The organism is Erwinia sp. OLFS4, from assembly GCF_002752165.1.
In the GTDB taxonomy this organism is placed as follows: domain Bacteria; phylum Pseudomonadota; class Gammaproteobacteria; order Enterobacterales; family Enterobacteriaceae; genus Izhakiella.
In genome coordinates this window covers 132,871-156,287 of sequence record NZ_MOMB01000047.1, presented here as the reverse complement: position 1 = coordinate 156,287, position 23,417 = coordinate 132,871, and the positions used below count along the sequence as shown (strand labels likewise).

Sequence of the window (23,417 nt, the reverse complement as noted above, 5' to 3'; positions counted from 1 at the left end):
ATGGCTAATTCTTTTAAAAAAATGACCACCTCCGGTGTAATCAAGCGCCTGCATTCCGGCATGTTTATTCGTCTGGAAGATATTCACGTCAAAGACGGCTTCAACAAGCGTGAGAACGACGAACGGACGCAGCAGGCCGATGATGAGCTGTTTGAGTTTCTCGCCGCTGGTGGCCGCGTACCTGCGCTGGAGGTGATTCCGCGTGATGAGGGCGGTGTATGGATTGTTGAGGGCCATCGCCGCAGCAGGTGCTACCAGCGGTGCCGTGATGCGGGGAAACCGGTTGAGTTTATCAGCATCGTACCGTTCGAGGGGAACGACGTTGACCGCGTAGCGCGGATCATGACATCGAATAACCAATTGCCGCTGACTGCAATTGAACAGGCCGCTGTTGTGAAAGAATTGGCTGCGTTCAACCTGACGAAACAGGAAATAGCCCAGAAGGTGCATAAATCAGTAGCAACCATCGAGAAGCTATTAACGCTGGCGATGGCTAATCACGACGTTCAGCAGAGCGTGAAAGCCGGAGCAGTATCTGTGGATGTTGCCGTTGACCGTGTGAAAGAGCACGGAGAAAAAGCGGGTGAAGTACTGGAACAGGATAAAGCCATTGCCGCCGCAGCCGGAAAGAAAAAAGTTACCCGCAGCATCATCGCGCCCGAAATCAGTGTCAAGAAGGCTCGCCGGGCTGTTGAGTTATTGGCGCTGGCTCTGATCAGTGACGATGGTGTGATCAAACTCGATGGGTTAGCGCTTGCCGAAGTCCTGGAAATAATCGACGAACAGAAAAAAATTGCGGCCGACCGAAGCAGGCTTGCAGCTTGAAAAAAAACAGAATTATCGCCAACTGTTGCGTTGAGGGAATGACAAGGTATGATTGCGCCGGGTGCTTGAGACTTTCTGTTTCAGGCATACACGAAGCAGAAAGAGAAAAGCCCCGAGCTGATAAATCAACCCGAGGCCCCTCGTATGCTAGACACGTACAGGTTAGCCTCTTACAACGTCGAAATCAATATCCGGCTATGTCAAAAGCCTGATGTTGTTGGAAGACAAGGAGATGCAACCATGAAGCCGCAAAACTCTGTTATCTGGTGCCTGGCCATCGTCTGCCTGACGATACTGGCATTCACTTTGTTGACCCGTCATTCGCTTTACGAACTGCGAATACGGGACGGTAGCAGGGAGGTTGCGGCAGTCATGTCTTGTGAGTCCAACCAGTAAGGGCAACCGGCGGGGAGAAATCCCCGCCACCGCCGTGTTTAGCTGAGGCGTTCCCAGGCACCCATTCCCTCCCGTTCAATCCTGATCCTGTCACATAACTCGTTTTCCGCTGTTTCGCTAATACATTGCTCGAAAAACACACAACCAATTGATTTTTATCGACATGATCAAAAATAAAGCTATAGGCACTGGAGAATAACACTGGTTTTATATACAGTATATTAATGCCACTTATCTCAAACAGCTCTGACATGTTGATTGAGATAAGCGTATGCATCGGCTTAACTATCGGGACGCGCGAAGGAAAGTAAAGGATTCCCAAAAACATGCTGGAGCAAAGTGATGATCATACCTGACCACTTAATTCGTGGCCTGAACAACAGCACAAGACCCGTTGTGCTTTACAGGAACGAATACGGCGATGTTGTTTATGGCTTTGTGCTGCGTCCTGATGAATTTGTAACCAGTGTGCAGCAGATGGCTGAAGCGCGAAAAACTGCCGGAATATCGGCTGTTGATGATGCTGATAATCCACTATAATCTATACACAGGTCTGAACAACCTGCTGAGAAACCACTGTGTCACCGGAGAAAACCGATGGCACAGATTCAACTTCAAAAAATTGGCCTAGAAACCCTGACCCCGGCAACGCCCGAGGCCAGCGAATTTTTGCAACGTATCAAAATCGGTGAGTGGATTCACGCCGACTTTAAGCGTGTCCGCAACTACCAGTTTCACAAACGCTTTTTCAAACTCCTTCAGCTTGGCTTTGATTACTGGACGCCCACCGGCGGCGCTATTCTTCCGGAAGAGCAAAAGCTGGTTAACGGCTTCGTCGATTTTCTGTGCCGGCAGGTGGGGCAGCAACATAGCGTTGCGCTTTCCGACGCCGCAGAGCAGTACCTTGCCGATGCCGCACATACGCGAACGCGTGACATAGCCCTGCTTAAATCCTTCGAAGCTTACCGCGAATGGGTGACCATTCAGGCCGGTTATTACACCGAGCATATTTATCCTGATGGCAGTCGCAACCGTCGGGCGAAGTCGATCTCCTTTGCCAAAATGGACGAGATTGAATTCCAGCAATTCTATAAATCAACGCTGAATGTGCTCTGGAACTGGATCCTGTTCCGCAAATTCTCATCGCCAGCCGAAGTCGAAAACGTCGCTGCTCAGTTGCTGGAGTATGCCGCGTGAACCAGAATCCATACTGCAAAGCACTTGAAGCACTGCGTAACCGCCAATCGCACAAACTTAAAGAAGTCGGTGACCAATGGCGCACACCCGACGCAATCTGGTGGGGCATAAACGCCAAGTTTGGCCCGTTCTCACTCGATCTCTTTGCTGACGACCACAACGCCAAATGTGATAGCTACTACACCGCAGAAGATAACGCGCTGTCGCAGGACTGGTCCGGCCGCCTGAGAACCCTCGGCGGCGCAGCGTACGCTAACCCTCCATATAGCCGTGCCCAGCAATTCGAGGGCGAATACATCACCGGCATGGTGCCGATCATGCAGCACGCTGCCGCTATGCGCGAGCTGGGTGGGCGATATGTTTTCTTCATCAAATCAGCGACGAGTGAAAGCTGGTGGCCGGAAAATGCCGACCACATCGCTTTTGTTCGTGGGCGCATCAGCTTTGATCTCCCTGACTGGTATATCCCCGCAGAGGGTGAGCCGTCAGAATCATCTTCAGGATTTGGTGTGGCGATCGCGATATTCGATAAAACATGGGCTGGCCCGGCGACGAGCTACATCAGCCGCGAAGAACTTGAAACCACAGGCCGCATGATCCTGACTCAAATACAGCGAGCAGCGATGAAGTTAGTCGGGGTAGCTGGATGAAAAGCATCACTTACGGATCTGTGTGCAGTGGTATTGAAGCGGCTTCGGTAGCATGGGGATATTTGGGCTGGCGGCCATCGTGGTTTGCTGAAATTGAACCTTTCCCATGCGCTGTGCTGGCAGAACGCTGGCCCAATGTACCGAATTTGGGCGATATGACGAAAATAGCCAGCCTTGTGCGTGTTGGTGTTGTTGCTCCTGAAATAGTAGTCGGGGGCACACCTTGTCAGGCTTTCAGTATTGCCGGTTTACGAAATGGTCTTGCTGATAAGCGTGGGCAGTTAACACTTTCTTATGTGGAATTAGCGAATGGAATTGATGCAAAACGAATCGAGCGTGGAGAAGATGAAGCGATTTATGTATGGGAAAACGTGCCGGGAGTCCTTACCTCAAAAGATAATGCCTTTGGATGTTTTCTGGCAGGACTTGCCGGAGAAAGCCGTGAGCTACAACCAGCAGGGCGAAAATGGTCGAACGCTGGTTGTGTGTATGGACCCCAAAGGACTATCGCATGGCGAGTCCTTGACGCTCAATTTTTCGGAGTGGCCCAACGCCGCCGACGTGTGTTCGTTGTCGCAAGTGCTCGAAAAGGATTCGATCCCGCCGCGGTACTTTTTGAGTTCGAAAGCGTGCGCCGGGATACTCCGCCGCGCAGAGAACCGCAAACGACAGTTGCCGCCCTTACTGCAAACGGCGTTGGAACGTGTGGTGCAGACGACAACCAGGGACAAGCTGGACACTTAGTAGCTGAAACCCAATATGGCGAGGGAGTGGCCGGTACCCTTACTGCTCGCCACGACTCATCACCATGCGCCGACAGAGGGATGAACGTACTGGCTTATGGCGGCGGCAATACCAGCGGAAACATTGATGTTGCTGCATGTCTGACGGCCAAAGGTCAGCGCATTGATTTTGATGTTGAAACGTTCGCCGTTCACGGTACACAGGATCCGGATATAAATCGCGAACTGGCGCACACGCTGGGACGTAACAACGGTCAGGAAAATGCCTGCATAGCTTTCAGTTACAAAGACAACGGTGCTGATGCAACGGTAGACATGGCACCAACCTTGCATGCCGGAAACCATGACACCAGTCATGCCAATAGCGGGCAGCCTCCAGCCATTGCGTATGAGCCGTACACACTTGCAATTCGTGGACGTGCTGAAGGTTCATCTGTTGAGGTGCGTAACGACGGAACAGCAAATGCTTTGTTGACTCCGAACGGCGGTCGGGCCGGGATGGGTGTAGGGGCCATAAGTTGGGGGCCTCAAGTTCGTCGCTTAACTCCAGTTGAATGTGAACGCTTACAGGGCTTTCCCGATAACCATACTCTGATTAATTGGCGTGGAAAGGAGGCAACGGATTGTCCCGACGGACCTCGCTATAAAGCAATCGGTAATAGCATGGCAGTACCGGTAATGCGCTGGATTGGTGAACGCATTGCGGAGGCCATTCGATGAAAAAGGTTGATCTCAGAAAGCAAGCGCGTGGACGAGACTGCCAAATGAGAATTCCCGGTATCTGTAATTTCAACCCGGAAACTACGGTACTGGCTCATTACCGGCTTGCCGGAACGTGTGGCACAGGATGTAAACCTGATGATGCACAGGGCGCGTGGGGCTGCGATGCCTGTCATTCCGCTGTTGATGGACGCATAAAAACACCTTATTCCCGCGATGAGCTTCGCTTATTTCACGCCGAAGCTGTTTTCCGCACGCAATCAATTCTCAGAAGTGAAGGTAAGTTATGAGCACAGAAACAGAAACCGAACTACTGAACGTCGTGGCATTCCCGGCGAAAGAAGGGATGGAAAAAAGCGATCTGCAATTTTTGCCGGAGGGTGAAAAAGTTCGGTGCTTTCACCCAGGCGTCTTTGTTAATGAGTTTGAGCGACAGGTTCGTTGCCGCCGATGCGATGCCGTTCTGGACCCGTTTGATTATCTACTGTCGATAGCTCGGCGAGAGGTACAACTGGCAGACACAGTTGGTTATCTCCGACGTGAAGAAAAGCAGCGCCGCCAGAATATCGAAAGGCTTATTCAGATTGAGCGTAACGCGAAGTCGCGAATCCGTCGGGCAGGATGTAAAGCGCCTTTACCCCTCTGGCAAAATGAGGTGATCTCGAAATGACTCCTCAATTACTCGAGTACGCCCGTATAGAATTAACCCGCGCATTGATGGATAACTCAGGTAAAACGAAAGGGCAGTTGCAGGCGTTTTGTGAGCATCCACCAGCGGAGAAAGACCGCTGCCCACGCAAACACATCCACATGGTTGAGTTTGAGGATGGTCGAAGGGTAAAGGCACAGAACACTTCTCTGTATGTACTGGAGACGCGCAGCCGCCGCAGGCCATTACCACCGATTAACGATTATGAGTTTGCCGGAGCACCGTGGCGCCGCGCAGTTAATTTCCTGCCAGAGCATGAGCAGGCGTGGCTAAAGTATTGTTACGGCTTCGATCTGACGTTTAGGTATCAGACCATCATCTGTGAGGTAATCTGGAACGGACATCAAAAATATCTGCCGCCAGGCCTACTGAATAAAACTAAGAAGCGTTTAATTTCGTTGATCTGGCTTGCTGCGCAAGACATCGCAGCCACTCGAAACAATGACACATACAAAGAGTACGCAGGGGCGGCGTTGGCCAGATTAATGAGCGTGAATCCTTCAACATGGCTTCGCGTTTACGCGCCTCATTGGGCCCACTTCAAACGTGCGTTCAACGAGTTGGACATAGAGGCGTTGCAGCACACGCTTGACCACCATTGTGAAGCACCTCCTGAAGAGATTGAATGGACGCTATTGCAAAATGCAACGAAATAAGCCATATTTAGCGCAATTCTGATATGTTGCCAAAGTTGTACAAACCCGCTTAATTGCGGGTTTTTTTGCTTTGGATCCACATTCGCGCTAATTTCTGAAGGTACTATCGCCAAAATAGCTAAAAAGGTGAAATTATGCACGGTGAAGAGTCAGAGGCGCTTTATAACGAGATGTGCCGGATAGTGGGGGATGCGGTGTTTATTCTTTGTGATACCGACGTAGAAACGAAGAAATACAATATCGCAAATGCACTCAGGACGGCTTTATCTGGTGATCACGGTCGTACTGAATACATGCGTAAAGCGATGGAAGCTGCGATAACTGTTCTGGAACGATGAATACCCCATCAAAAAATTCTAGCCCTGGCAATTGCCGGGGCTTTTTCATATCAAAGGCCGCTGACAGGTCAAATTAGTGCAACGCCTTTCCCCGTTGCCGCTCCTGGATTTTCGGGGATTTTTTATTCTCACACGGCGCCCCGTTCCGGAGGTGACTATGGAAAAACACGGAATAATTGAGCAAACAATGAAATGGTTGGCTGTATACCTGCCGTCGGTTTATGCCGGGCTGACGGCTTTAGGGATTTCGGCATTAATGGATATAAGGGCCGGAAAGCCCAAAATCTATACAGCTACCGGGGCGCTGGTTTGCGGAATTGCAGCATTAGCAGTATCAGCGATTCTGGAATATTTGGGCCTTCCTGCAAATTCCGGCGCATTCGTTGGCGGCATGATTGGTTTTATTGGCGCTGACCGATTGCGTGATATTGCCGTGGCGTTATTTACCAAGCGAACCGGTATCAGTACAGAGAAAAGCGAATGAATAAATCACAGTTTCAGAAGGCGGCTAATATCAGCGCCGAGTTAGCTGCGCGTTGGTTTCAGCCAATTGATACGGCGATGGCTGAATTTGGCATAACCTCCGCCGATGACCAGGCGATGTTTATCGCTCAGGTGGGGCATGAGTCTGGTGGTTTCACGCGTATTGTGGAAAACCTGAATTATTCTGCCGACGGCTTGAAAGCAACTTTCGGGAAGTATTTCCCCGGCGATACCGCTCAGCGATACGGACGTACCCCTGATCATCCTGCGGATCAAAAAGCAATTGCTAATATCGTTTACGCCCACCGTATGGGGAATATCGCAGAAAATGACGGTTGGAATTATCGCGGACGTGGACTGATTCAGATTACCGGTCACGACAATTACCGGGATTGCGGCGCTGGCTTGGGTACTGATTTGCTGTTGGTTCCGCAACTGCTGGAACAGGATGGTTATGCTGCGCGTTCGGCAGCGTGGTTTTATGCGTCAAAAGGTTGCTTGAAACATACTGGTGACATTACGGCCGTAACGAAAATTATCAATGGTGGTACCAACGGCCTTGATGACCGTAAAGCTCGCTACGAAAAAGCGAAATCGGTGCTGGTATGACGGCGCTACTTGCGTTGTTAGAAAAATACTGGAAGCCACTGGCGATCACATTGCTGGTGGCTTTTTTGATATGGCGTTCATACAGCGCTGGATATGACTCAGCAGATGCAGCATGGAAGCTGCAATGGGCGCAACGTGACCTGTCTGATTCAACCGCTGCATTGCACCGAGATGTTTCAGAACGGGCCGAAGAACAGCGGCGCCAGAATGCCGTTAACGAGGAGCAAAACCGTGCAGACGAAGAACTGGCAAAAGTTCAGGCCGATGCTGATGCTGCTCGGCGTGTTGGTAACGGCTTGCAGCAACAACTCGCCAGCATACAGGCCAAATATGGCCGGAGTGAAACCAGCCGCCTTTCCGCTCTTGCCGAAGCAAGCGCGGCAAAAGCCGAGACCGCCAGAGTGCTTGCCGAGCTGCTTGGTCAATCTGACAAAAGAGCGGGAATCTATGCAAAAGAAGCTGATGAACGTTATGCGGCAGGATCAAGTTGCGAACAAATCTACGACAGAGTGACCAAAAAATAAGGACTCAGCAGACATTAAATGAGTGTCTGCTGTTTTGTTCATTCATTATCAACAGCAAACACGGCTTCTTTGATAAATAAAACCGTGTCTAACTGAAAAGGGGTTTTGTATTGCTGACTTTTATCAGCAAACCGATCCCTTAGCTGACGCTCTACAAACTCACACTCAAGTACGTGCTCGTCACGGTTTTTAACTCTCATGATGATGGTCTCATTAAATTTATCGCTAATACCATCAGTGATCTGAATTTTTACGAGAGAACCAGGGTGGATTGACGCAAGCGTAACTTCATCAAGAATTGGCTCAGGTTGGGCAAGTTGACTTAGTTCCATTATTCATCCTCGAAATGTGAAAACAACAATGTGCCATAAATAACAAACTAAACCCATTTGATATGAATAAAACCTTTATATGCGTTGCCAGCGGCCCATCGCTGACGGCTGAAGACTGCACATTGGTTTCTGGTTCCGGTTATCCGATCATCGCGGTTAATTCGAGCTGGAGGGCCGTACCAGACTGTCAGCATATCTACGCTGCCGACTTTACCTGGTGGGATCATTACTACGACTCGCTGGAGACCAGCGCCGAACTTTGGAGCCAAAGCAAAAGGGCTCACGCTCGGTTCGGCGTGAAGCTGTTCAGTCCGTCGGACAACGGCCCGTTTAACTCCGGCCAGCGTGCCATTCAACTCTCCGCACACCTCGGTGCTGATAGGGTGATCCTTCTCGGCTACGACTGCAACCTGGCGAACGGAGCACACTGGCATGGTCGCCACCCGGCAACAATGCACAATCCGGTACCGCGCGAAGTAGGACGCTGGCACACCGACTTTTCTTCTCTCGCTGATGCTCTGCCGGGCGTGGAGATTATCAACGCGTCACGCGAGACATCGCTGACTTGTTTTAAACGCTTACCACTTGAGGCGGCACTTAATGCCTGAAAAACTGTATTTCGACGGGATGCATGGCATCGGCGACAATATCAATCAGCGCTGCTTTATTAAGGCGCTGGTCAAACAGGGAAAAGAGGTCTGGCTGAGAACGCCACTTCCGGAAATTTACGCCGGGATCCCCAACCTGCATTTCGTGAAAACCAATACGCCATTGCGTACGCAGCGCAAGAATGAGCAAAGTACATCGGTAAGATTTGAACCCGAGCCGCCAGGCATTTCCCGCCAGCGCATTTTTTACGGTAATGGTCATCTTCAGGCCGGGAGCATTTTCGACGCTATGCAGCAGCAATTTGGCACGCTGCCGGCAGCGATGGATTTGCCGCATTATCCTGCGCCGGATATCCCGGTACCGGATGGTAAGCCATTAGCGGTTATACGTCCCACCACCGAGCGTACCGAGTGGCACAATGCCAGCCGCGGCCCGCTGAACAAATATGTGGATGAAGTTTCCCGGTTGCTGGCGTTACGCGGTTTCCATGTTATCAGCATTGCAGATAACGAACCGGGACAGGAGTGGATACCGGATCTTGAACCGTTCGCGCACAGGAAATTGCATGATGGCCAGCTTTCTATCACGCAAATGCTGGCGCTGGTGGAGCGGGCCGATATTGTGCTTACGGGCGCATGTGTCGTCATGCACGCTGCGCTTGCTTACGGTAAACCGATGATCTGCTTACAGGGTGGCAATGGCGGTAATAATCACCACTCTAAAGTTACCGATCCCCGCTGTATGGATTTATCCCGCGCGTTGTTTGTATACCCGGACAACTATTGCCGGTGTCAGGAGATGAAACACTCCTGCGACAAAACAATCAGCGGGCTTTCTTCACGGGTGCAGTCATTTATCGAAAACGTCTATCAGGCATCACGTAAGCGAGTGGCCGCATGAAGTATTTCTCTGAGCAAATCAAGAACGGTCTGGCCTGGCTGCCTGAACTGGGTATGGGGCGTTATCCGGTACCGAAGGGTGCCAGACCATACGACGAAGAATACTTTTCACGGTACCAGACATTGGCCGACACCGAACTTGGTAGAGAGTTGACGGCGGCGCGGATCCAGTTAGTTGCGCGGCACTACAGCGGTGTGGTTCTGGATGTGGGCATCGGTGCAGGACAGTTTGTTGAAGCGCGACCGGATACGAGGGGATTCGATGTAAACCCTGCTGGCGTTGAATGGTTGAAAAAGCGGGGCCAGTGGTCGAGCTTATACCATGACCGATATCCGGCGCTGACGTTCTGGGATTCACTGGAACATATCGATCGGCCTGAGGTCGCTATCGCCCGGGCGGAAAAATGGGTATTCGTTTCGGTACCCATCTTTGAGGGGGCAGAGCATGTTCTCCGGTCCCGTCATTTCCGCCGTGATGAGCATATCTGGTACTGGACCCATGATGGCCTCATAAAGTGGTTTGCGGCCAACGGGTTTAAGCTGGTGGAGCACAACACCCGCGAAAGTGAGCTTGGTCGTGATGGCATTGGTAGCTATGCCTTTTGCCGAATTTAGAACAGCAGCCACTACAGGGTGTCATTACGATGGCGCCCGATAGTGATTGTTAAAGCAGTAGTGGTACCCGCCGCGCACCCTGCGCATTGATCGTTACTGCTTTTTTATCAGAGAGCGGAGATATGACCGAGAAACTTAAAATCGTCTATCGACCGTTAAAGGATTTAACCCCATATGCTCGTAACGCCCGAACGCATGACGATCGGCAAGTGTTGCAGCTTGTGGCGAGCATTGAGGAATTTGGCTGGACGAACCCGATACTTATTGATGAACACGGCGAAGTTATTGCCGGGCATGGCCGGGTGCTGGCCGCCGATCAGATGGGAATTGCTTCCGTCCCCACGATTACACTTTCGGGGCTCACCGACGCACAAAAGGCGGCATACCGGATAGCTGATAACCGGCTTCCGTTGAATGCTGGCTGGAATGGTGATCTGCTTAAGCTGGAAATCGAGGCATTGCAGGACGTTGAGTTTGATGTCGGGCTGCTGGGATTCAGCGATCTGGAGTTAGGCGATATCCTGGGCGTTGAGCCAGACGACCCGAGGGATCATTGGGTGGGAATGCCGGCATTTGACCAGGAGAACACCAACGGAGTTAGACAGCTTATCGTGCATTTCGAGACGGATGCTGACGTTGCGCTGTTCGCCCAGCTTGTGCAGCAGCAGATCACGGCAAAAACGAAATATATCTGGTACCCGGAACATAAACGGGAATCCACGGTGAATAAGGCATACATCAGCGATGAATCCTAATTACCCGATTTATATCGTCAGTAAAGGCCGGGCTGATACGCGCATGACGGCGAAAGCACTGGAACACATCGGTGTCCCGTACCACATCGTTATCGAGGAGCAGGAGTACGACCAGTACGCTGCGGTCATAGATGCGAAGAACATTCTGGTGCTCGATAAGCAATACCAGCGTGACTATGACACCTTTGACGATCTGGGGCTGACAAAAAGTGTCGGCCCGGGTGCTGCGCGAAATTTTGCGTGGGACCACTCGATAGCTAACGGGTTCGCCTGGCACTGGGTTATGGATGACAACATCCGGCATTTTTTCCGCCTGCATAAAAACAAGCGGATCCGCGTGGGTGACGGAACCATTTTCCGCTGTATGGAGGATTTTGTGCAGCGGTACGAAAACGTGGGGATGGCTGGCCCGAATTACGCCATGTTTGCCCCGGAGAGGGATAAGCAACCGCCATTCGTTACCAACACCCGAATTTACTCCTGCAATCTTATTCGTAATGACCTCCCGTTTCGGTGGCGAGGGCGTTACAACGAGGATACGGATTTATCGCTGAGAATGCTGAAGGCGGGATGGTGCACGGTTCAGTTCAATGCGTTCCTGCAACAAAAAATCCAGACGCAAAAAACAAAGGGTGGAAACACTGCTGAGTTTTACGCGAAAGAGGGTACGTATAACAAAAGCAAAATGCAGGTTGAGATGCACCCTGATATTTCCCGTATGACGTACCGCTTTGGGCGTGTCCATCATTACGTTGATTATCGGGGATTCAAAAAACTGCGTCTTCGCCTGAAAGAGGATATTGAACTGCCTGCCGGCACTAATGACTACGGAATGGTACTGCATATCAAATCGTAGAGGTGCTTATGTTCGTTCGTGAAAAAGTAGAGGCGTTGGCCGCCCGTCGTCTGACGGAACAGCAGATTGCAGACGTGCTCGATATTGATATGGACGAACTGAGACAGGACAGGGAGAGGTTAGCGCTATTTCGTGAGGCCATCCGTATCGGGACGGCAAAAGGCGAGGCCGAATTGCGAGGGGCGTTATACAAACGCGCCCGTAACGGTGACGTATACGCCTATAACGAGCTGATGAGACTTTCGCGCAGTAAGGACAGTGATTGATGAGCAAACCCGACTGGAAGGCGCTGCAATCTCAGTTTGCTGCCGCTCACGCCAGTACGGGTATAAAGCTGAAAGACTGGTGTGAACAGCAGGGATTGGTTTACGACACAGCCCGCCGCTACATAAAAAAGTCTGCGCAGAATAATGCGCAAAAAAAAACTGCGCAGATAGTTGCGCAGAATCCAGATAAAGCCGCTCCAGAGCAAGGGGAGGGAAAAGGGAAGGCAGTAAAAAACTGCGCAAAACCTGATCCCGAAAGATCCCCTTTTTGTGCAGATCTATCGGATAAAGAAAAACTGTTCGTTTCCTACTATCTGGAGTGCCGCAATAAGTATGAGGCATACAGGAAGGCAGGTTATACCGGAGGCGACAGAAACGCCCGGATGCTGTATCGCAAGCCAGCGGTGGCGAGAGCCATTAACCAGGGCATTGAGCAGTTAACCGAGCAGGCCATATTAAACGCCCAGGATATTCTCAGGCACTGGCATGAAATCGCGATTGCCGATCCCGGCGAGATTTCTCAGATGCGCCGTGTGTGCTGCCGTTACTGCTGGGGATTCGATAACCGTTATCAGTGGATTGATGAAACTGAGTATGACAAGGCCGCCGCCAAAGCAGCGAATGACAGCAAGCCGCCGCCGGATCAGTCAGGTGGATTTGGTTTTGTGGCTAACGACGACCCCAACCCTGATTGCCCTAAATGCGCAGGTGAGGGCATCGAAGATGTTTTCCTTGCTGATACACGGGATTTAGTAGGCCCGGCTCGTCGTCTTATTGCCGGGGTGAAGAAAACTAAATTCGGTATCGAGGTCATGACGCGTGACCAGGACGCTGCACTGAAAAACCTCGCAGCTTTCCACAATCTGGCCTCCAGCGAACAGGATAGAGAACTTCGGTTACTCGAAATCGAACGTGCCCGCCTGAGCAATGAAAAAATAAAAGCTGAAATCGAAAACCTCCGTAACGGTGATTCTAACGACACAATCGTGGTTCATGGGGCGCTTGATACTCCTGACGGAGAATGAACACAGGTATAAATACATGGCAAAGGAAATTTTTATTCCAAAGCTCCATGCGGGGCAATTTCGCATATGGAGAGAAGGGCGTCAGCATCAATATAATGTCGTGCGCTGTGGTCGTCGTTATGGGAAAACCGTCATGCTGGTGAGTTTGGCGTGTTCATATGTAACGCATAAATTTCACAAACCGGGGACGGATCGAAAGGAAGGGGGAAAGGTTGGCATTTTTACCGCTGAATATCGACAGTATCAGGAAATATTCGATGCTCTGATTGAGATACTTGGCCCCCTTATAAAAAATCAGTCGCGTAGTGAAAAGCGAATCCTGCTTAAGAATGGTGGGAAAATAGATTTCTGGGTGACTAACGATAATAAGCTGGCAGGTCGTGGGCGTGAATATGATATTGCGCTTATAGATGAAGCTGCATTCACCAAATCACCGGAAATGCTTGAAGAAGTTTGGCCGAAATCAATTAAACCAACATTACTTACCCGACGCGGTAAAACGTGGGTGTTTTCGACGCCAGACGGGATTGACGATAATAATTTTTTTTACGCTCTTTGCCACGATAAAGAATTGGGTTTTTACGAGCATCATGCACCCACTTCAGGAAATCCATTTGTTCCACCTGACGAACTGGAAAAAGAGCGTCAGACAAATGATCCGCGAGTTTTTCAGCAAGAATTTGAGGCAGAGTTTATCGACTGGTCGAAAGATGCGTTGCTGGACGTCAATAAGCTGCTGGTGAATGACCTGCCTGTTGAGATGCCTACCACCTGCGACATGATTTTCGCAGTGGCCGATACCGCGCTGAAAGGTGGTACTGATAACGATGGCACCGGATTCGTTTATTTCGCCTATGAAGAAACCTACTCAGAGCCGCGGCTGACCATTATTGACTGGGATGTAACGCAGATTAAAGCGTCGTTACTCCCGGAATATATGCCGGGTGTTTACGACAACCTCGAACGGCTGGCGAAGATTTGCCGCCCCCGTCATGGGAGCCAGGGCGTTTTCATGGAAGACGCTGCAATGGGGGCCATCCTCAACCAGAAAGCCGAAACCGAAGAATGGGATATGAAGCCCATAAAATCGGTATTGACCTCTAAGGGGAAAGACGAAAGGGCAGTTTTGGCGTCCGGTCATCACTGGCAGGAAAAAGCAAAAATCGCCAAACCTGCTTTCGATAAAACGGTCGAGTTTAAGAAAAAGACCGCTAACCACCTCTGGCGCCAGATTGCCGGTTTCCACCTGGCCGACCCGAAAGCGCATAAACGCGCTGATGACCTTTTCGACTGCTACACGTACGGCCTGATCATCGCGTTCGGGAACTACGAGGCACTGTAAACAGGGACTTCTGTAATGGCAGAAATTCAGATCAATACCAACCTTAGCTCTGAGCTAATGCAGATACTCGATAGCGACGCTATCAAGCCAGGTACCGATGTTGGCTATAACACCTGCAAGCTGCTCTGGCAGTTCCATCCCCTCGGCGGGAAGCTGGTGGAAAAGCCGATCAACATGGCGATGTGCAAACCGCGCTCCTATAACGTCGAAACGGACCCGGATGAACGTGTTGTTCGCCAGTTTCGTGAAGTGTGGGAGCGTATGGGTCTCAATGAGAAGATAAAGAATCTTTTTTACGTTTCCCGTTGTTATGGTGCTGCCGCGATCGGTGTGGGGACGGATGGCGTGACGTGCAAAGACCCGCTGCCGACTTTTGGGCTGAGAGAAGAGGACGTTTATATCAACGTCTGGGATCCGCTTAATGCTGCCAGCAGCATGGTCACCGACCAGAACCCGAATAGCCGGTTCTTTCAGCAGGCGAATGCAACGCTGAAAATAGCGTCAAAAAGCTGGCATCCATCGCGCACGCTGAAAATATTCAACGGCACACCGATTTACCTCGAATACCAGAACTCAACGTTCGGCTTTACTGGCCGCAGCGTGTTTCAGCGTGTTCTGTACCCGATGAAGTCTTATATCGGAACGATGGTGGCAAACAACCTTGTGGCTAAAAAGGCGGGCGTGCTTGTCGCCAAAACCGAACAGAACGGCTCGGTTGCCAGCGGCATCATGGCGGCAGCCACAGGTAAGAAAAGGGAAAACGTCAAAATCTCGGAAAATGAAGGGGTGCTCAGTATTGGCACGAAAGACGATATCGAATCGTTGAACCTTCAGAACATCGATAAAGCTCTCTCTACAGCCCGCGACAACATTATCAGCGACATTTCGGCTGGTAGTGATGTTCCCGCCATCCTTATCAAAGAGGAAGCATTTTCCAATGGGTTCGGGGAGGGGAAAGAGGATTCCAAAGCCATCAGCCAGTATGTCGATGGTGTTCGTCAGGTTATCGAGCCGGTTATGGACTACTTCGAACGCCTGGTACGTTACATCGCCTGGAATGAGGATTTCTACATCTCTTTGAAGAACGATTATCCGGACATTATCACCGAGGATTATCAGACAACTTTCAGGATGTGGGAGCGTGAGTTTGATGCGGGCTGGCAGGAACTGGTGGAAGAGTCGCCGGATAAGCGCAGGGAGAGCGACAGCAAGGTTGTACAGCAAGCCGGTGCATTGTTCTCAATCATGGCGCAACAGCTTGATCCCGAAAACAGGGCGATGGCGGCAGAGTGGTTGGCCAGCGTGACCAACGCCACCGAAACCTACGGTGATTCGCCAATGATCATCGACAAAGAAGCCCTTTCGAAATACCAGCCACCACCACCGCAGGATCCGAATAATGGCGGACAAACGAACCAGCCGTACGAAACTGAAGAGGAAACCTAAAACCCTCTACGAAGTGCTGACCGATGCGATTAATTATTACGTTGATAACGGATGGGATAGCCAGAAATCATTGCTTTCCTGGTGCCAGAAACTACGGGTGGCAGCCAGCCGGGAATCACCCAGCGATGATGTAACACGTAAGCACCTCACCTCTATTTACAGCCGCCTCGTTGTTCACGGTGGCGCTTTACGGGACCAGCCTCCAGACGGACCCAAACAAATCACCCTCGACAAGATTAAGCCAGAACTCCGTAAGGAGCTTGATCGGAGAATCTTTGCCAGCGCCAACCTTATCAAACTGAACCGTGAGCAGGCTATTGAACGTACTGTGCAGCGTTTTCAGGGGTGGGTGACGTCTATCCCTCCGGACGGTGTGAGCGAGATTGATAAAAACGCGCAGAAATCGACTATTCGGAAATCAGTCACCGATCTGGATTTCATCAGTCGCCGGGTGGCAATCGACCAGGGGCATAAACTCGCGAGCAACGTGAAATACCTGCTTTCCGTTCAGGGTGGCGCTATCGCGTTTCGCTGGCATTCCAACTGGCGTCGGCCTGGCTACGACTATCGCGTCGATCACAAGCACCGCGACACGCTTATTTACCTGATCCGCGACTCCTGGGCGGTACAGCAGGGATTGATTAAGCCCGAATACGGTTATTACGACGAAATTACCGCTGCCGGCGAAGAGCCATTTTGCAGTTGTCAGGTGTTTCCGATTTATGCCCCGCAGAAATTACCTGTCGAGTTTTTAACGGAGAAAGGAAAACGTGAATTTAACCGAGCTTGAATTAGCACAGCGAATACGGGACGGCACAGCGCCTTCTCCGATGAAGTTTTCGAACATGTGGCTGGTCAACCTGCGCATTACTGGAACCGGGCTGGCGTACCGGACAGGGCTGAAAGAACACGTATGGCGCGACCCGAATCTCTACCTTAACGATGCATTTCTTCAACGCTGTAACGGGTTGCCCGTTATCACTAATCACCCTGATAAAGCTGTCCTGACGGAGCAGGATTTTACCGAGCGAATCGTCGGTTCGGTGATGTTGCCGTACATCCGAGGGGATGAAGTCTGGGCAGTTTGTCGCATCTACATACGGGACATCGTTGAACAGATCGTGAAGGAAACGGTTTCGACCAGTCCTTCAGTCGTATTTAACAACGCATCAGGCAATGTGGAAGTAATGGATGGTGAAACGAACTTCCTTATCGAAGGCGTGCCCTTCCTGCTCGATCACATCGCTCTGGTAACAGAGGACCACGGCTCTTTGGGAGTGTGGGACAAAGACAAGATCCCCACAGGGGTCGAGGTTTCTAACAAAGGTGACATTGATATGGACGAGAAAATGCTCGAAAGCATCGTCGCGAAAGTAGTTGGCGATGCATTAGGCGGCGTGAATAAGGGATTTGAAACGATCTCTGCACGCATGGATTCGCTGGAATCCGGCATTAAAGCCCGCGCTGATGCGGAAGAAGCGGAAAAGAAAGAGGCAAAGGAAAAAGCCGATCAGGAAGAGCAGAAAAAAGCAGATGCCGCTGCTGAAGAGCAGAAAAAGGCTGATGAAGCGGAAGCCCAGAAAAAGGCAGAGGAAAAAGCCAAAGCGGATGAAGCCGAAGAAGAGCAGCGAAAAGCTGATCAGGCCAAGGCTGATGAAGAAAAGGCCAAAGCTGAGGAGGAGGAAAAAGCTAAATCTGACTCTGACATGACTGAGGCCAGGGTTAAAGCTGACTCCGCTTACGTTGCGTGTGGCAAACAGGCACCTACTCCATTCTCCGGGGAAAAAGCGCTGGATTACCGCAAGCGCGTACTGATGGGAATGCAAAAACACTCGGAAAAGCATAAAGACGTGAACATTCGCGCAATTGCGGATTCTGCGACCCTTTCTGTTCTCGAAGAGGCTATTTACGGCGAAGCGCGGAAATCCATCGAGAATGAAATGAACAACACTCTGGGCCAGTTACACCAGCGTGTTCGCATGGATGAAGCAGGTCGTCGCATTACTGAATACCAGGGCGATCCCAACGTCTGGTTAGCAGCATTCAAAACTCCGGGGCGTCGCCTCGTCAAAATCAACACTCCAGGGAGCATGAACAACCATGGCTGATATTAATTTCGACCCGTTCAAAACACAGGGTTCATTTGCCGGCAGCTTTAACGTCGAATCGCGTGGCCTGACTCAGGGTGACGCGCAGGACGACCCTGCGATCCGCCTGCAACTTTGCTCCGGTACGCTGGATAAAAACCTCGATGCGCCCGTATGGGGCGGTATTGGCGTGGTTGAGTGCGTTTCCACTGTCGCGGAAAACGTAAGCGGTTCAACCATCAAAAAAGCAACAGCTTCGGTCTGCAATGCTTTTACCGTGTTCAACCAGGCGTACCACGGCATCACGACTGCCAGTAACCCGGTACCGCTTTATCTGGCTGGTGGTTCGGTTCACTACTATCGCGTCGGTTCAGGTGCGCGTATTCCATTGCCGATCAGCGCAGCAGTCGCGGCGCTTGCCACCGGTGATGATCCAGTCGGGGCTGATGGTTTTGTCTGGGATATGACGGAAAACTGCGTGGATGTGTATTCCAGTGGTTCTTCCTCTAACCCGAAAGTGAACATCAGCCTGTTGATGGTTTCCCAGCAGGGCAACCTGACAGTGAAAAAAGAAACCAGCGGCAACGTGGTCTGGGAAAACGGCAAGCCTTGTGGCCTGTTCTTGATTTAAGGAGTTATTAATGAGCGCATTCGCACCAGCGATTACCACGGTATCGCCTTCCATGATGCAGCCGGATATTGTCATGCAGTACAGCATGGCTTCCGGCGCATTCGAAATCCTCCCGGGCGGCGCACCTTCTGCTCGTATCGGTTCAAGCGATCTGGTTGTGTACCAGAAATATCTTCGTGCAACGACTCAGGCTCATGTCGGCCAGTCACTGCCGGGCCAGTTACCGTCTGCGAGCATCGTTCCGAGCTATGACCAGATGATGACTTACCGCATTTCGACCCGTTCTCAGTACAGCTATCTCGATACTGATGCGGCGAGCCGTTGGGGTTATTCACTTAACAGCGGTCTGCAACTGGCTAATCGTCAGGGCCACGCGCAGCAGCTTCGCAACATGCTTATTTATGGCGTGAAGGCATCCAACAACGAAGGGATCGCCAACTCACCAAATGCGACCACGGTAAACCTCGGTAGCGACAGCCAGGGCAACGATTCGTACACCACCTGGGACTCCGGTGAAATGGCGAAGTTTGTACTCGGTCTGATTGCCGATCAGAAAACCCGCATGATGTTGCTGGGGCAGGCCCTGACCACCGTTGTTCTGTGTCCTCAGCGGTTCATGAAGGCGCTGGAATGGACTGGCGTTGTTGAACTGACCAGCTATCAACGCCCGGGTGGCGGTACTGAAACTGTCGGTACCATGATTAAAAATATCGCTAACGGTGCCAGCGGTGACGATGTGATCTTCTGTCAGGACGACACGCTGATTGGTAAAGGTGCCGGAGGTACCGATCTTATTATCGTGACCAACCCGGAACTGGTTGTGCCTGAGGCACGTCAGGAACTCAACACCAACATTTTCGCGACTCTGATGCCGAACCAGAAGGCTGTGAACGTGATGTTCTGCGACGTTGCTGCGCCGACTGAAATCCCGTCACCGATGCCGGATGGAGGCATTACCACGCTGTACACCATGCGCTCAACGCCTGGCTGGAACTTCCGTTCTGAAGGCGTGACGCTGCTTTCTGCGAAATACGCGTAATACCCTCGTTGTTTTAACTGGTGGATTTGGGGAGATAACACTCCCCATTTTTTTGAGGAAAATTCATGAAACTTTTTATCGCTAACTGCTCCCGTCAGGCTCATACGTTCAACTACAAACTGCCGGAAAAATCACAGTCCTTTGGTGTGACGATCCCCGCTGGCGGCCAGCACATGATCGATAACCAGTCTGACGTTATTCACCACATCATCAAACAGCATGAGCCGTATGGTTTCCAGCGCTGCGACAAAGTGGACAAAACATTTTCTGGCATCTGCTATTCCATTGATAAGCCGCTGACCGTTGGGCGCATCGAAGAGAATGCGGAGCAAAAAACCGAAAATCTCGACGATATGTCTCAGGCTATTCTTGAGGCTAACGCCGTGTCGATGAGTAATGCTGTTGATAAAGCTGTCATGCAGAGTGGCGAAACGCCTAAACCGGGTGAAGTTGTCGTTGAAATAACCGGTGAGGCCGTCAACGTTGAACAGGATAACCCACCGAAACTGAATAAAACGGTAAAGGTACAAAAATAATGACCATTCGCCCGACGTTTGAGGGATACCTCGCATTCGTTCGTGGCGTGATGGGCGTACCTGAAACAGCTATTTCCGATGATGATCCCACGCTGAAATGCTGTTACTGCTCGGCACTTGAGCTTATCCCGAAAAATCTGGGGCTGGAGTGCCTGCCCATTATCTACACGAACACCGTTTATAACGCTGGTGGCTCGCTTTTGCTGCGTTATGGCCCCGGTGATTTCTTCATTGAACAGCGAAAAAAGCTGGGTCTGAATACGCCAGTGTACGGGCTGGTTAATTCCGCTGCCGATCAGGGAACATCGGGTTCAATGGCTATCAGCGATGCGCTCAATAATCTGACACTGGCCGACCTGATGATGATGCAGGATCCGTATGGTCGTCAGGTTATTGCGGTACTGATGGAAATGGGTCCGCTTTGGGGGTACACGCCGTGAAAGTCTGTCTGGGTGTCATTGATATGCCGTATGACTACGGCGACACGTCGGCTACCACGTTTGAAGTCGCTGAAGAACTTCAGGACAGGTACCAACTCTTCACCCATTTTTTTGAAACGCACTCTGACGAGATTTGCGCCGAGGTGGGCGAAGCTGTTGCTTATTCGCTTATCAATCACATCCAGCATGGTGCGCCGTTAACTCAGGGAGAATTGCTCGGGGAAACTATGCAGCAGTTCAACATTTTTCTCGAACGCGAGGAAATGGCAGGGTTAGCTGTAGATGGTGTGCCGACACAGGCCGCGCTGGAAGGTAAAAACTCGCGCCTGAAGCAGGAGAAGGGGCCGCGTCGTCCGTCCTTCATTGATGGCGGTCTATTCAAATCATCTTTTGTTGCATGGATAGGTGACGATGCCGAGTCTTGACGAATTAGCCGAGCAGACCGGGAGCCAGTTATCAGGTGTATTGCAGTCAGCAGTCGAAACAATATCGTCAGGTCAGGAAATTAATTTCACTCTTTATGTGAAACAGGTTTTGCCGCTTGATGGTTTTGTTTATTGGGTCAACGCCTCGATTGTGAGCCCTGACGAGCTGGCCCGGTTGGGTCTGTCAGATGTTCCATTGAACCGCCCGGTCAAAGGCAGCCTACACAGGCAGGTTGTGACCGAGCAGAACGATACAACCTCACGCGATGTAAACAGCATCATCTTCACGCCTGTAGAACCTGCCGACGATTTCAACGTTGAGGATCCAAACGCTATCTACCTCGGTGAATATGACGGGACGCAGTTTGCTTTCTCCCGGATGGAAAGCCGATACACGCAGTCCGGCATTTTCCATTACCGCGGCATGGCGATACTTCCGACCATGCGGTCGCAGATTATCGACAGTCCGGACGACATCAGCGACGAACAAATCATCTCGAACAGCACGCCTATCTGGCTAGCGCTGAAGCAGTTCGCCACCGTTTACCCGTCCTACCTTGTGCCCTCAAACCTGAAACCTCCGTACATCGCCGCTGACGTACGCAGCACCACGCCGCTTCAGGTGGCCCCGCTGACGTACAACGGCGTGCGCTATCAGCTGGCGCAGGACTCAGTGCGCGTGACGCTTTACGGATTCAGTAACCAGAAGGCGCTCGATTTTGTCGACTTTGTTGTGGAGTCGGCGCTCGCCGGCGATGAATTCGGTGTGACCAACATTCCGATCATCAGTGACGCTAAATCCAACCAGGTGGAAATCAACGCACTGGCGAAGAAAAAAACGGTGGATTTCGACGTGAATTATTACCAGGCCACCACGCGGGACATCTCCCGGCAGCTCATCAAAGAAGTCATTTTTAATTACGAGGTTAAATAATGGGATACGAAATTGTCACCGTTAACGTCTCGCAGACGATCGGGGCCACGCCCTCAAATCTTCAGCAGATGTCGGCTGTTTTGTCGTTTGGTGCTACTACACAAGAGCCGGGTAAGCCTGTTCTTCTCACTCAGTCTTCGGACATCACCGATCTGGTTAATATTCCGATTGTGTCACTGAATGCGGAAAATTCTTCCTACGGTTCTGACTTCACTCTGACAGTGCCGGATGATGTGAAAATCGACCGCGATCCGGGCAGTGAAATCGAAATCACTATTGTTGGCTGCTCTCCCACTACCTGGAACGGCACGTTCACGGCGACGCTGGGACTGGCAGGTTCATTGACCTGGACAGACAGCACCTCAACGCTCGATGGCTCACCGACTACGTTGGGACAGTTCACTCTGGCTAACAGTGATCTGCTTGTTACTGCGGTTGATACGTTTTTCGCTCAGGGTCAAAAAGTGGGGACTTATCTCCTTGAACTCGGGTACCAGAAGGATGTTACAAAGAACGAAGTCGCTGCATTGAAGCTGTATATGCAGGAGCCGCTTAAGCGTTTCTACGCTTATCTGGTACCGGAAACGTGGAAGGGCGACACAGACTTTATCACGCTGGCCAAACTCTACACCGCCAGTGACGCGAAACAGTATTTCTACGTGTTGGAGGATACACCGAAGGATAGCAACTACATCTCTCCGTATGCCAGTATTAAGTCGATTGTCGCAATGGCTGACGATACCTACCCGACGACCAACGCGGCGGTTGCCGATATGTGGAATTTCGTTTCCGCATCTCCATCCGAAGTGAACAAAGTCCCGCCGATGGCATTCCGCTATCTGCAAGCGGTCAACGCCAACAAGGCGAAAAATAGCATTCTTAGCACGATGGATGCGCAGAACATCAACTACGTCGACACCGGGGCCGAGGGGGGCATTTCTAACACCATCCTGGTGAAAGGGGTGACCAGCGATGGCAATGATGCGACGTACTGGTACAGCGTTGACTGGGTACAGATTAACGTCGACATGGCCCTGGCGAACGAAGTGATCAACGGCAGCAACAATCCGATTAACCCGCTTTACTACGACCAGGATGGAATTGACCGACTCCAGCAGCGTGCGCAAAGCGTGTTTAACACGGGCATTGCCTATGGGCTGGTAAATGGCCCGGTTACGGTGAACGCTATTCCGTTCAAACAATACGTCAAAGACAACCCCAACGATTACCAGATTGGTCGTTATGCTGGGCTGTCAGCAACGTACACGCCGATGCGCGGCTTCACAAAAATCATTTTCAACATCAACGTGACAATGCAGCTTTCCTAAGG

General features: G+C 51.2%; 31 protein-coding genes and 1 pseudogene. 31 read left to right on the top strand and 1 reads right to left on the bottom strand.

Annotation, left to right across the window (positions count from 1 at the left end; translation table 11 throughout):
• The 13 genes and pseudogenes from BL249_RS09390 (at nucleotide 1) to BL249_RS09330 (ending at nucleotide 7,850) form a co-directional block, all read left to right on the top strand.
• Nucleotides 1–825 (top strand): ParB/RepB/Spo0J family partition protein, encoded by an 825-nt coding sequence (locus BL249_RS09390; RefSeq protein ID WP_099707179.1) that lies wholly within the window; start codon nucleotides 1–3, stop codon nucleotides 823–825.
• A 240-nt stretch (nucleotides 826–1,065) separates the two neighbouring features.
• Nucleotides 1,066–1,221 (top strand): type I toxin-antitoxin system Hok family toxin, encoded by a 156-nt coding sequence (locus BL249_RS09385; protein WP_099707180.1) that lies wholly within the window; start codon nucleotides 1,066–1,068, stop codon nucleotides 1,219–1,221.
• A 342-nt stretch (nucleotides 1,222–1,563) separates the two neighbouring features.
• Entirely contained in the window at nucleotides 1,564–1,761 is a 198-nt protein-coding gene (locus tag BL249_RS09380) for a hypothetical protein (protein ID WP_016192912.1), read from the top strand.
• Nucleotides 1,762–1,818: 57 nt separating this feature from the next.
• Complete coding sequence (locus tag BL249_RS09375) at nucleotides 1,819–2,418, top strand: DUF1367 family protein (protein WP_099707181.1); 600 nt, start codon at nucleotides 1,819–1,821, stop codon at nucleotides 2,416–2,418.
• Complete coding sequence (locus tag BL249_RS09370; protein WP_099707182.1) at nucleotides 2,415–3,068, top strand: phage N-6-adenine-methyltransferase; 654 nt, start codon at nucleotides 2,415–2,417, stop codon at nucleotides 3,066–3,068. Before BL249_RS09375 ends, BL249_RS09370 begins: the two co-directional genes overlap by 4 nt.
• Nucleotides 3,065–4,525 (top strand): annotated as a pseudogene (locus tag BL249_RS09365) (DNA cytosine methyltransferase); the annotation flags it as partial. The gene BL249_RS09370 and the pseudogene BL249_RS09365, both read left to right, overlap by 4 nt.
• A gap of 2 nt (nucleotides 4,526–4,527) precedes the next feature.
• Nucleotides 4,528–4,821: a DUF1364 domain-containing protein gene (locus BL249_RS09360; protein WP_099707184.1), complete on the top strand. Its 294-nt coding sequence runs from the start codon at nucleotides 4,528–4,530 to the stop codon at nucleotides 4,819–4,821.
• Complete coding sequence (locus BL249_RS09355; protein WP_099707185.1) at nucleotides 4,818–5,201, top strand: hypothetical protein; 384 nt, start codon at nucleotides 4,818–4,820, stop codon at nucleotides 5,199–5,201. Before BL249_RS09360 ends, BL249_RS09355 begins: the two co-directional genes overlap by 4 nt.
• On the top strand, nucleotides 5,198–5,896 hold the full coding sequence (locus tag BL249_RS09350; protein ID WP_099707186.1) for a bacteriophage antitermination protein Q: 699 nt from the start codon (nucleotides 5,198–5,200) through the stop codon (nucleotides 5,894–5,896). The genes BL249_RS09355 and BL249_RS09350 overlap by 4 nt, the downstream gene beginning before the upstream one ends.
• Nucleotides 5,897–6,030: 134 nt before the next feature.
• The gene (locus BL249_RS09345) at nucleotides 6,031–6,234 is read left to right on the top strand and encodes a DUF2767 family protein (protein WP_099707187.1); all 204 of its coding nucleotides are present in this window, start codon (nucleotides 6,031–6,033) and stop codon (nucleotides 6,232–6,234) included.
• Nucleotides 6,235–6,391: 157 nt separating this feature from the next.
• The gene (locus BL249_RS09340; protein ID WP_099707188.1) at nucleotides 6,392–6,718 is read left to right on the top strand and encodes a phage holin, lambda family; all 327 of its coding nucleotides are present in this window, start codon (nucleotides 6,392–6,394) and stop codon (nucleotides 6,716–6,718) included.
• Complete coding sequence (locus BL249_RS09335) at nucleotides 6,715–7,326, top strand: glycoside hydrolase family 19 protein (RefSeq protein ID WP_099707189.1); 612 nt, start codon at nucleotides 6,715–6,717, stop codon at nucleotides 7,324–7,326. Before BL249_RS09340 ends, BL249_RS09335 begins: the two co-directional genes overlap by 4 nt.
• Entirely contained in the window at nucleotides 7,323–7,850 is a 528-nt protein-coding gene (locus BL249_RS09330) for a DUF2514 family protein (RefSeq protein WP_099707190.1), read from the top strand. Before BL249_RS09335 ends, BL249_RS09330 begins: the two co-directional genes overlap by 4 nt.
• Nucleotides 7,851–7,888: 38 nt before the next feature.
• On the opposite strand, the gene BL249_RS09325 is transcribed toward BL249_RS09330, so the two are convergent.
• Nucleotides 7,889–8,182 (bottom strand): hypothetical protein, encoded by a 294-nt coding sequence (locus BL249_RS09325; protein WP_099707191.1) that lies wholly within the window; start codon nucleotides 8,180–8,182, stop codon nucleotides 7,889–7,891.
• Between the two features lie 62 nt (nucleotides 8,183–8,244).
• Between BL249_RS09325 and BL249_RS09320 the strand changes: the two genes are divergently transcribed.
• The 18 genes from BL249_RS09320 to BL249_RS09235 all read left to right on the top strand — a co-directional run bounded on the left by BL249_RS09320 (nucleotide 8,245) and on the right by BL249_RS09235 (nucleotide 23,415).
• Nucleotides 8,245–8,790, top strand: coding sequence for a hypothetical protein (locus tag BL249_RS09320; RefSeq protein WP_099707192.1), 546 nt, complete (start codon nucleotides 8,245–8,247; stop codon nucleotides 8,788–8,790).
• Nucleotides 8,783–9,691, top strand: coding sequence for a glycosyltransferase family 9 protein (locus tag BL249_RS09315; protein ID WP_099707193.1), 909 nt, complete (start codon nucleotides 8,783–8,785; stop codon nucleotides 9,689–9,691). The genes BL249_RS09320 and BL249_RS09315 overlap by 8 nt, the downstream gene beginning before the upstream one ends.
• Complete coding sequence (locus BL249_RS09310) at nucleotides 9,688–10,305, top strand: methyltransferase domain-containing protein (protein WP_099707194.1); 618 nt, start codon at nucleotides 9,688–9,690, stop codon at nucleotides 10,303–10,305. The genes BL249_RS09315 and BL249_RS09310 overlap by 4 nt, the downstream gene beginning before the upstream one ends.
• Before the next feature lie 122 nt (nucleotides 10,306–10,427).
• Nucleotides 10,428–11,060, top strand: a complete 633-nt coding sequence (locus tag BL249_RS09305) for a ParB/Srx family N-terminal domain-containing protein (protein WP_099707195.1) — start codon at nucleotides 10,428–10,430, stop codon at nucleotides 11,058–11,060.
• On the top strand, nucleotides 11,050–11,916 hold the full coding sequence (locus BL249_RS09300) for a GREB1-related protein (protein WP_099707196.1): 867 nt from the start codon (nucleotides 11,050–11,052) through the stop codon (nucleotides 11,914–11,916). The genes BL249_RS09305 and BL249_RS09300 overlap by 11 nt, the downstream gene beginning before the upstream one ends.
• A gap of 8 nt (nucleotides 11,917–11,924) precedes the next feature.
• Nucleotides 11,925–12,182, top strand: coding sequence for a hypothetical protein (locus BL249_RS09295; RefSeq protein WP_006119763.1), 258 nt, complete (start codon nucleotides 11,925–11,927; stop codon nucleotides 12,180–12,182).
• Nucleotides 12,182–13,207, top strand: a complete 1,026-nt coding sequence (locus BL249_RS09290) for a terminase small subunit (RefSeq protein ID WP_099707197.1) — start codon at nucleotides 12,182–12,184, stop codon at nucleotides 13,205–13,207. Before BL249_RS09295 ends, BL249_RS09290 begins: the two co-directional genes overlap by 1 nt.
• Nucleotides 13,208–13,223: 16 nt before the next feature.
• Nucleotides 13,224–14,549 (top strand): terminase large subunit domain-containing protein, encoded by a 1,326-nt coding sequence (locus tag BL249_RS09285; RefSeq protein WP_099707198.1) that lies wholly within the window; start codon nucleotides 13,224–13,226, stop codon nucleotides 14,547–14,549.
• 15 nt (nucleotides 14,550–14,564) lie between these two features.
• Nucleotides 14,565–15,995: an anti-CBASS protein Acb1 family protein gene (locus tag BL249_RS09280; RefSeq protein ID WP_099707199.1), complete on the top strand. Its 1,431-nt coding sequence runs from the start codon at nucleotides 14,565–14,567 to the stop codon at nucleotides 15,993–15,995.
• Nucleotides 15,949–16,785, top strand: coding sequence for a hypothetical protein (locus tag BL249_RS09275; RefSeq protein ID WP_006119758.1), 837 nt, complete (start codon nucleotides 15,949–15,951; stop codon nucleotides 16,783–16,785). Before BL249_RS09280 ends, BL249_RS09275 begins: the two co-directional genes overlap by 47 nt.
• Nucleotides 16,766–18,103: an NUDIX hydrolase gene (locus BL249_RS09270; RefSeq protein ID WP_168174302.1), complete on the top strand. Its 1,338-nt coding sequence runs from the start codon at nucleotides 16,766–16,768 to the stop codon at nucleotides 18,101–18,103. Before BL249_RS09275 ends, BL249_RS09270 begins: the two co-directional genes overlap by 20 nt.
• Nucleotides 18,096–18,713 (top strand): hypothetical protein, encoded by a 618-nt coding sequence (locus BL249_RS09265; protein WP_099707200.1) that lies wholly within the window; start codon nucleotides 18,096–18,098, stop codon nucleotides 18,711–18,713. Before BL249_RS09270 ends, BL249_RS09265 begins: the two co-directional genes overlap by 8 nt.
• A gap of 10 nt (nucleotides 18,714–18,723) precedes the next feature.
• Nucleotides 18,724–19,752 carry a major capsid family protein gene (locus BL249_RS09260; protein WP_006119754.1) on the top strand — a complete coding sequence of 343 codons (1,029 nt, stop codon included), beginning with the start codon at nucleotides 18,724–18,726 and terminating at the stop codon, nucleotides 19,750–19,752.
• A 65-nt stretch (nucleotides 19,753–19,817) separates the two neighbouring features.
• A complete protein-coding gene (locus tag BL249_RS09255; RefSeq protein WP_006119752.1) occupies nucleotides 19,818–20,288 on the top strand; it encodes a hypothetical protein in 471 nt (156 codons plus the stop codon).
• Nucleotides 20,288–20,728: a hypothetical protein gene (locus tag BL249_RS09250; RefSeq protein WP_006119750.1), complete on the top strand. Its 441-nt coding sequence runs from the start codon at nucleotides 20,288–20,290 to the stop codon at nucleotides 20,726–20,728. The genes BL249_RS09255 and BL249_RS09250 overlap by 1 nt, the downstream gene beginning before the upstream one ends.
• Nucleotides 20,725–21,153, top strand: coding sequence for a hypothetical protein (locus BL249_RS09245; protein ID WP_006119748.1), 429 nt, complete (start codon nucleotides 20,725–20,727; stop codon nucleotides 21,151–21,153). The genes BL249_RS09250 and BL249_RS09245 overlap by 4 nt, the downstream gene beginning before the upstream one ends.
• Complete coding sequence (locus tag BL249_RS09240) at nucleotides 21,140–22,087, top strand: hypothetical protein (protein ID WP_099707201.1); 948 nt, start codon at nucleotides 21,140–21,142, stop codon at nucleotides 22,085–22,087. The genes BL249_RS09245 and BL249_RS09240 overlap by 14 nt, the downstream gene beginning before the upstream one ends.
• Complete coding sequence (locus tag BL249_RS09235) at nucleotides 22,087–23,415, top strand: hypothetical protein (RefSeq protein WP_099707202.1); 1,329 nt, start codon at nucleotides 22,087–22,089, stop codon at nucleotides 23,413–23,415. Before BL249_RS09240 ends, BL249_RS09235 begins: the two co-directional genes overlap by 1 nt.
• The last annotated feature ends 2 nt before the right edge of the window (nucleotides 23,416–23,417 follow it).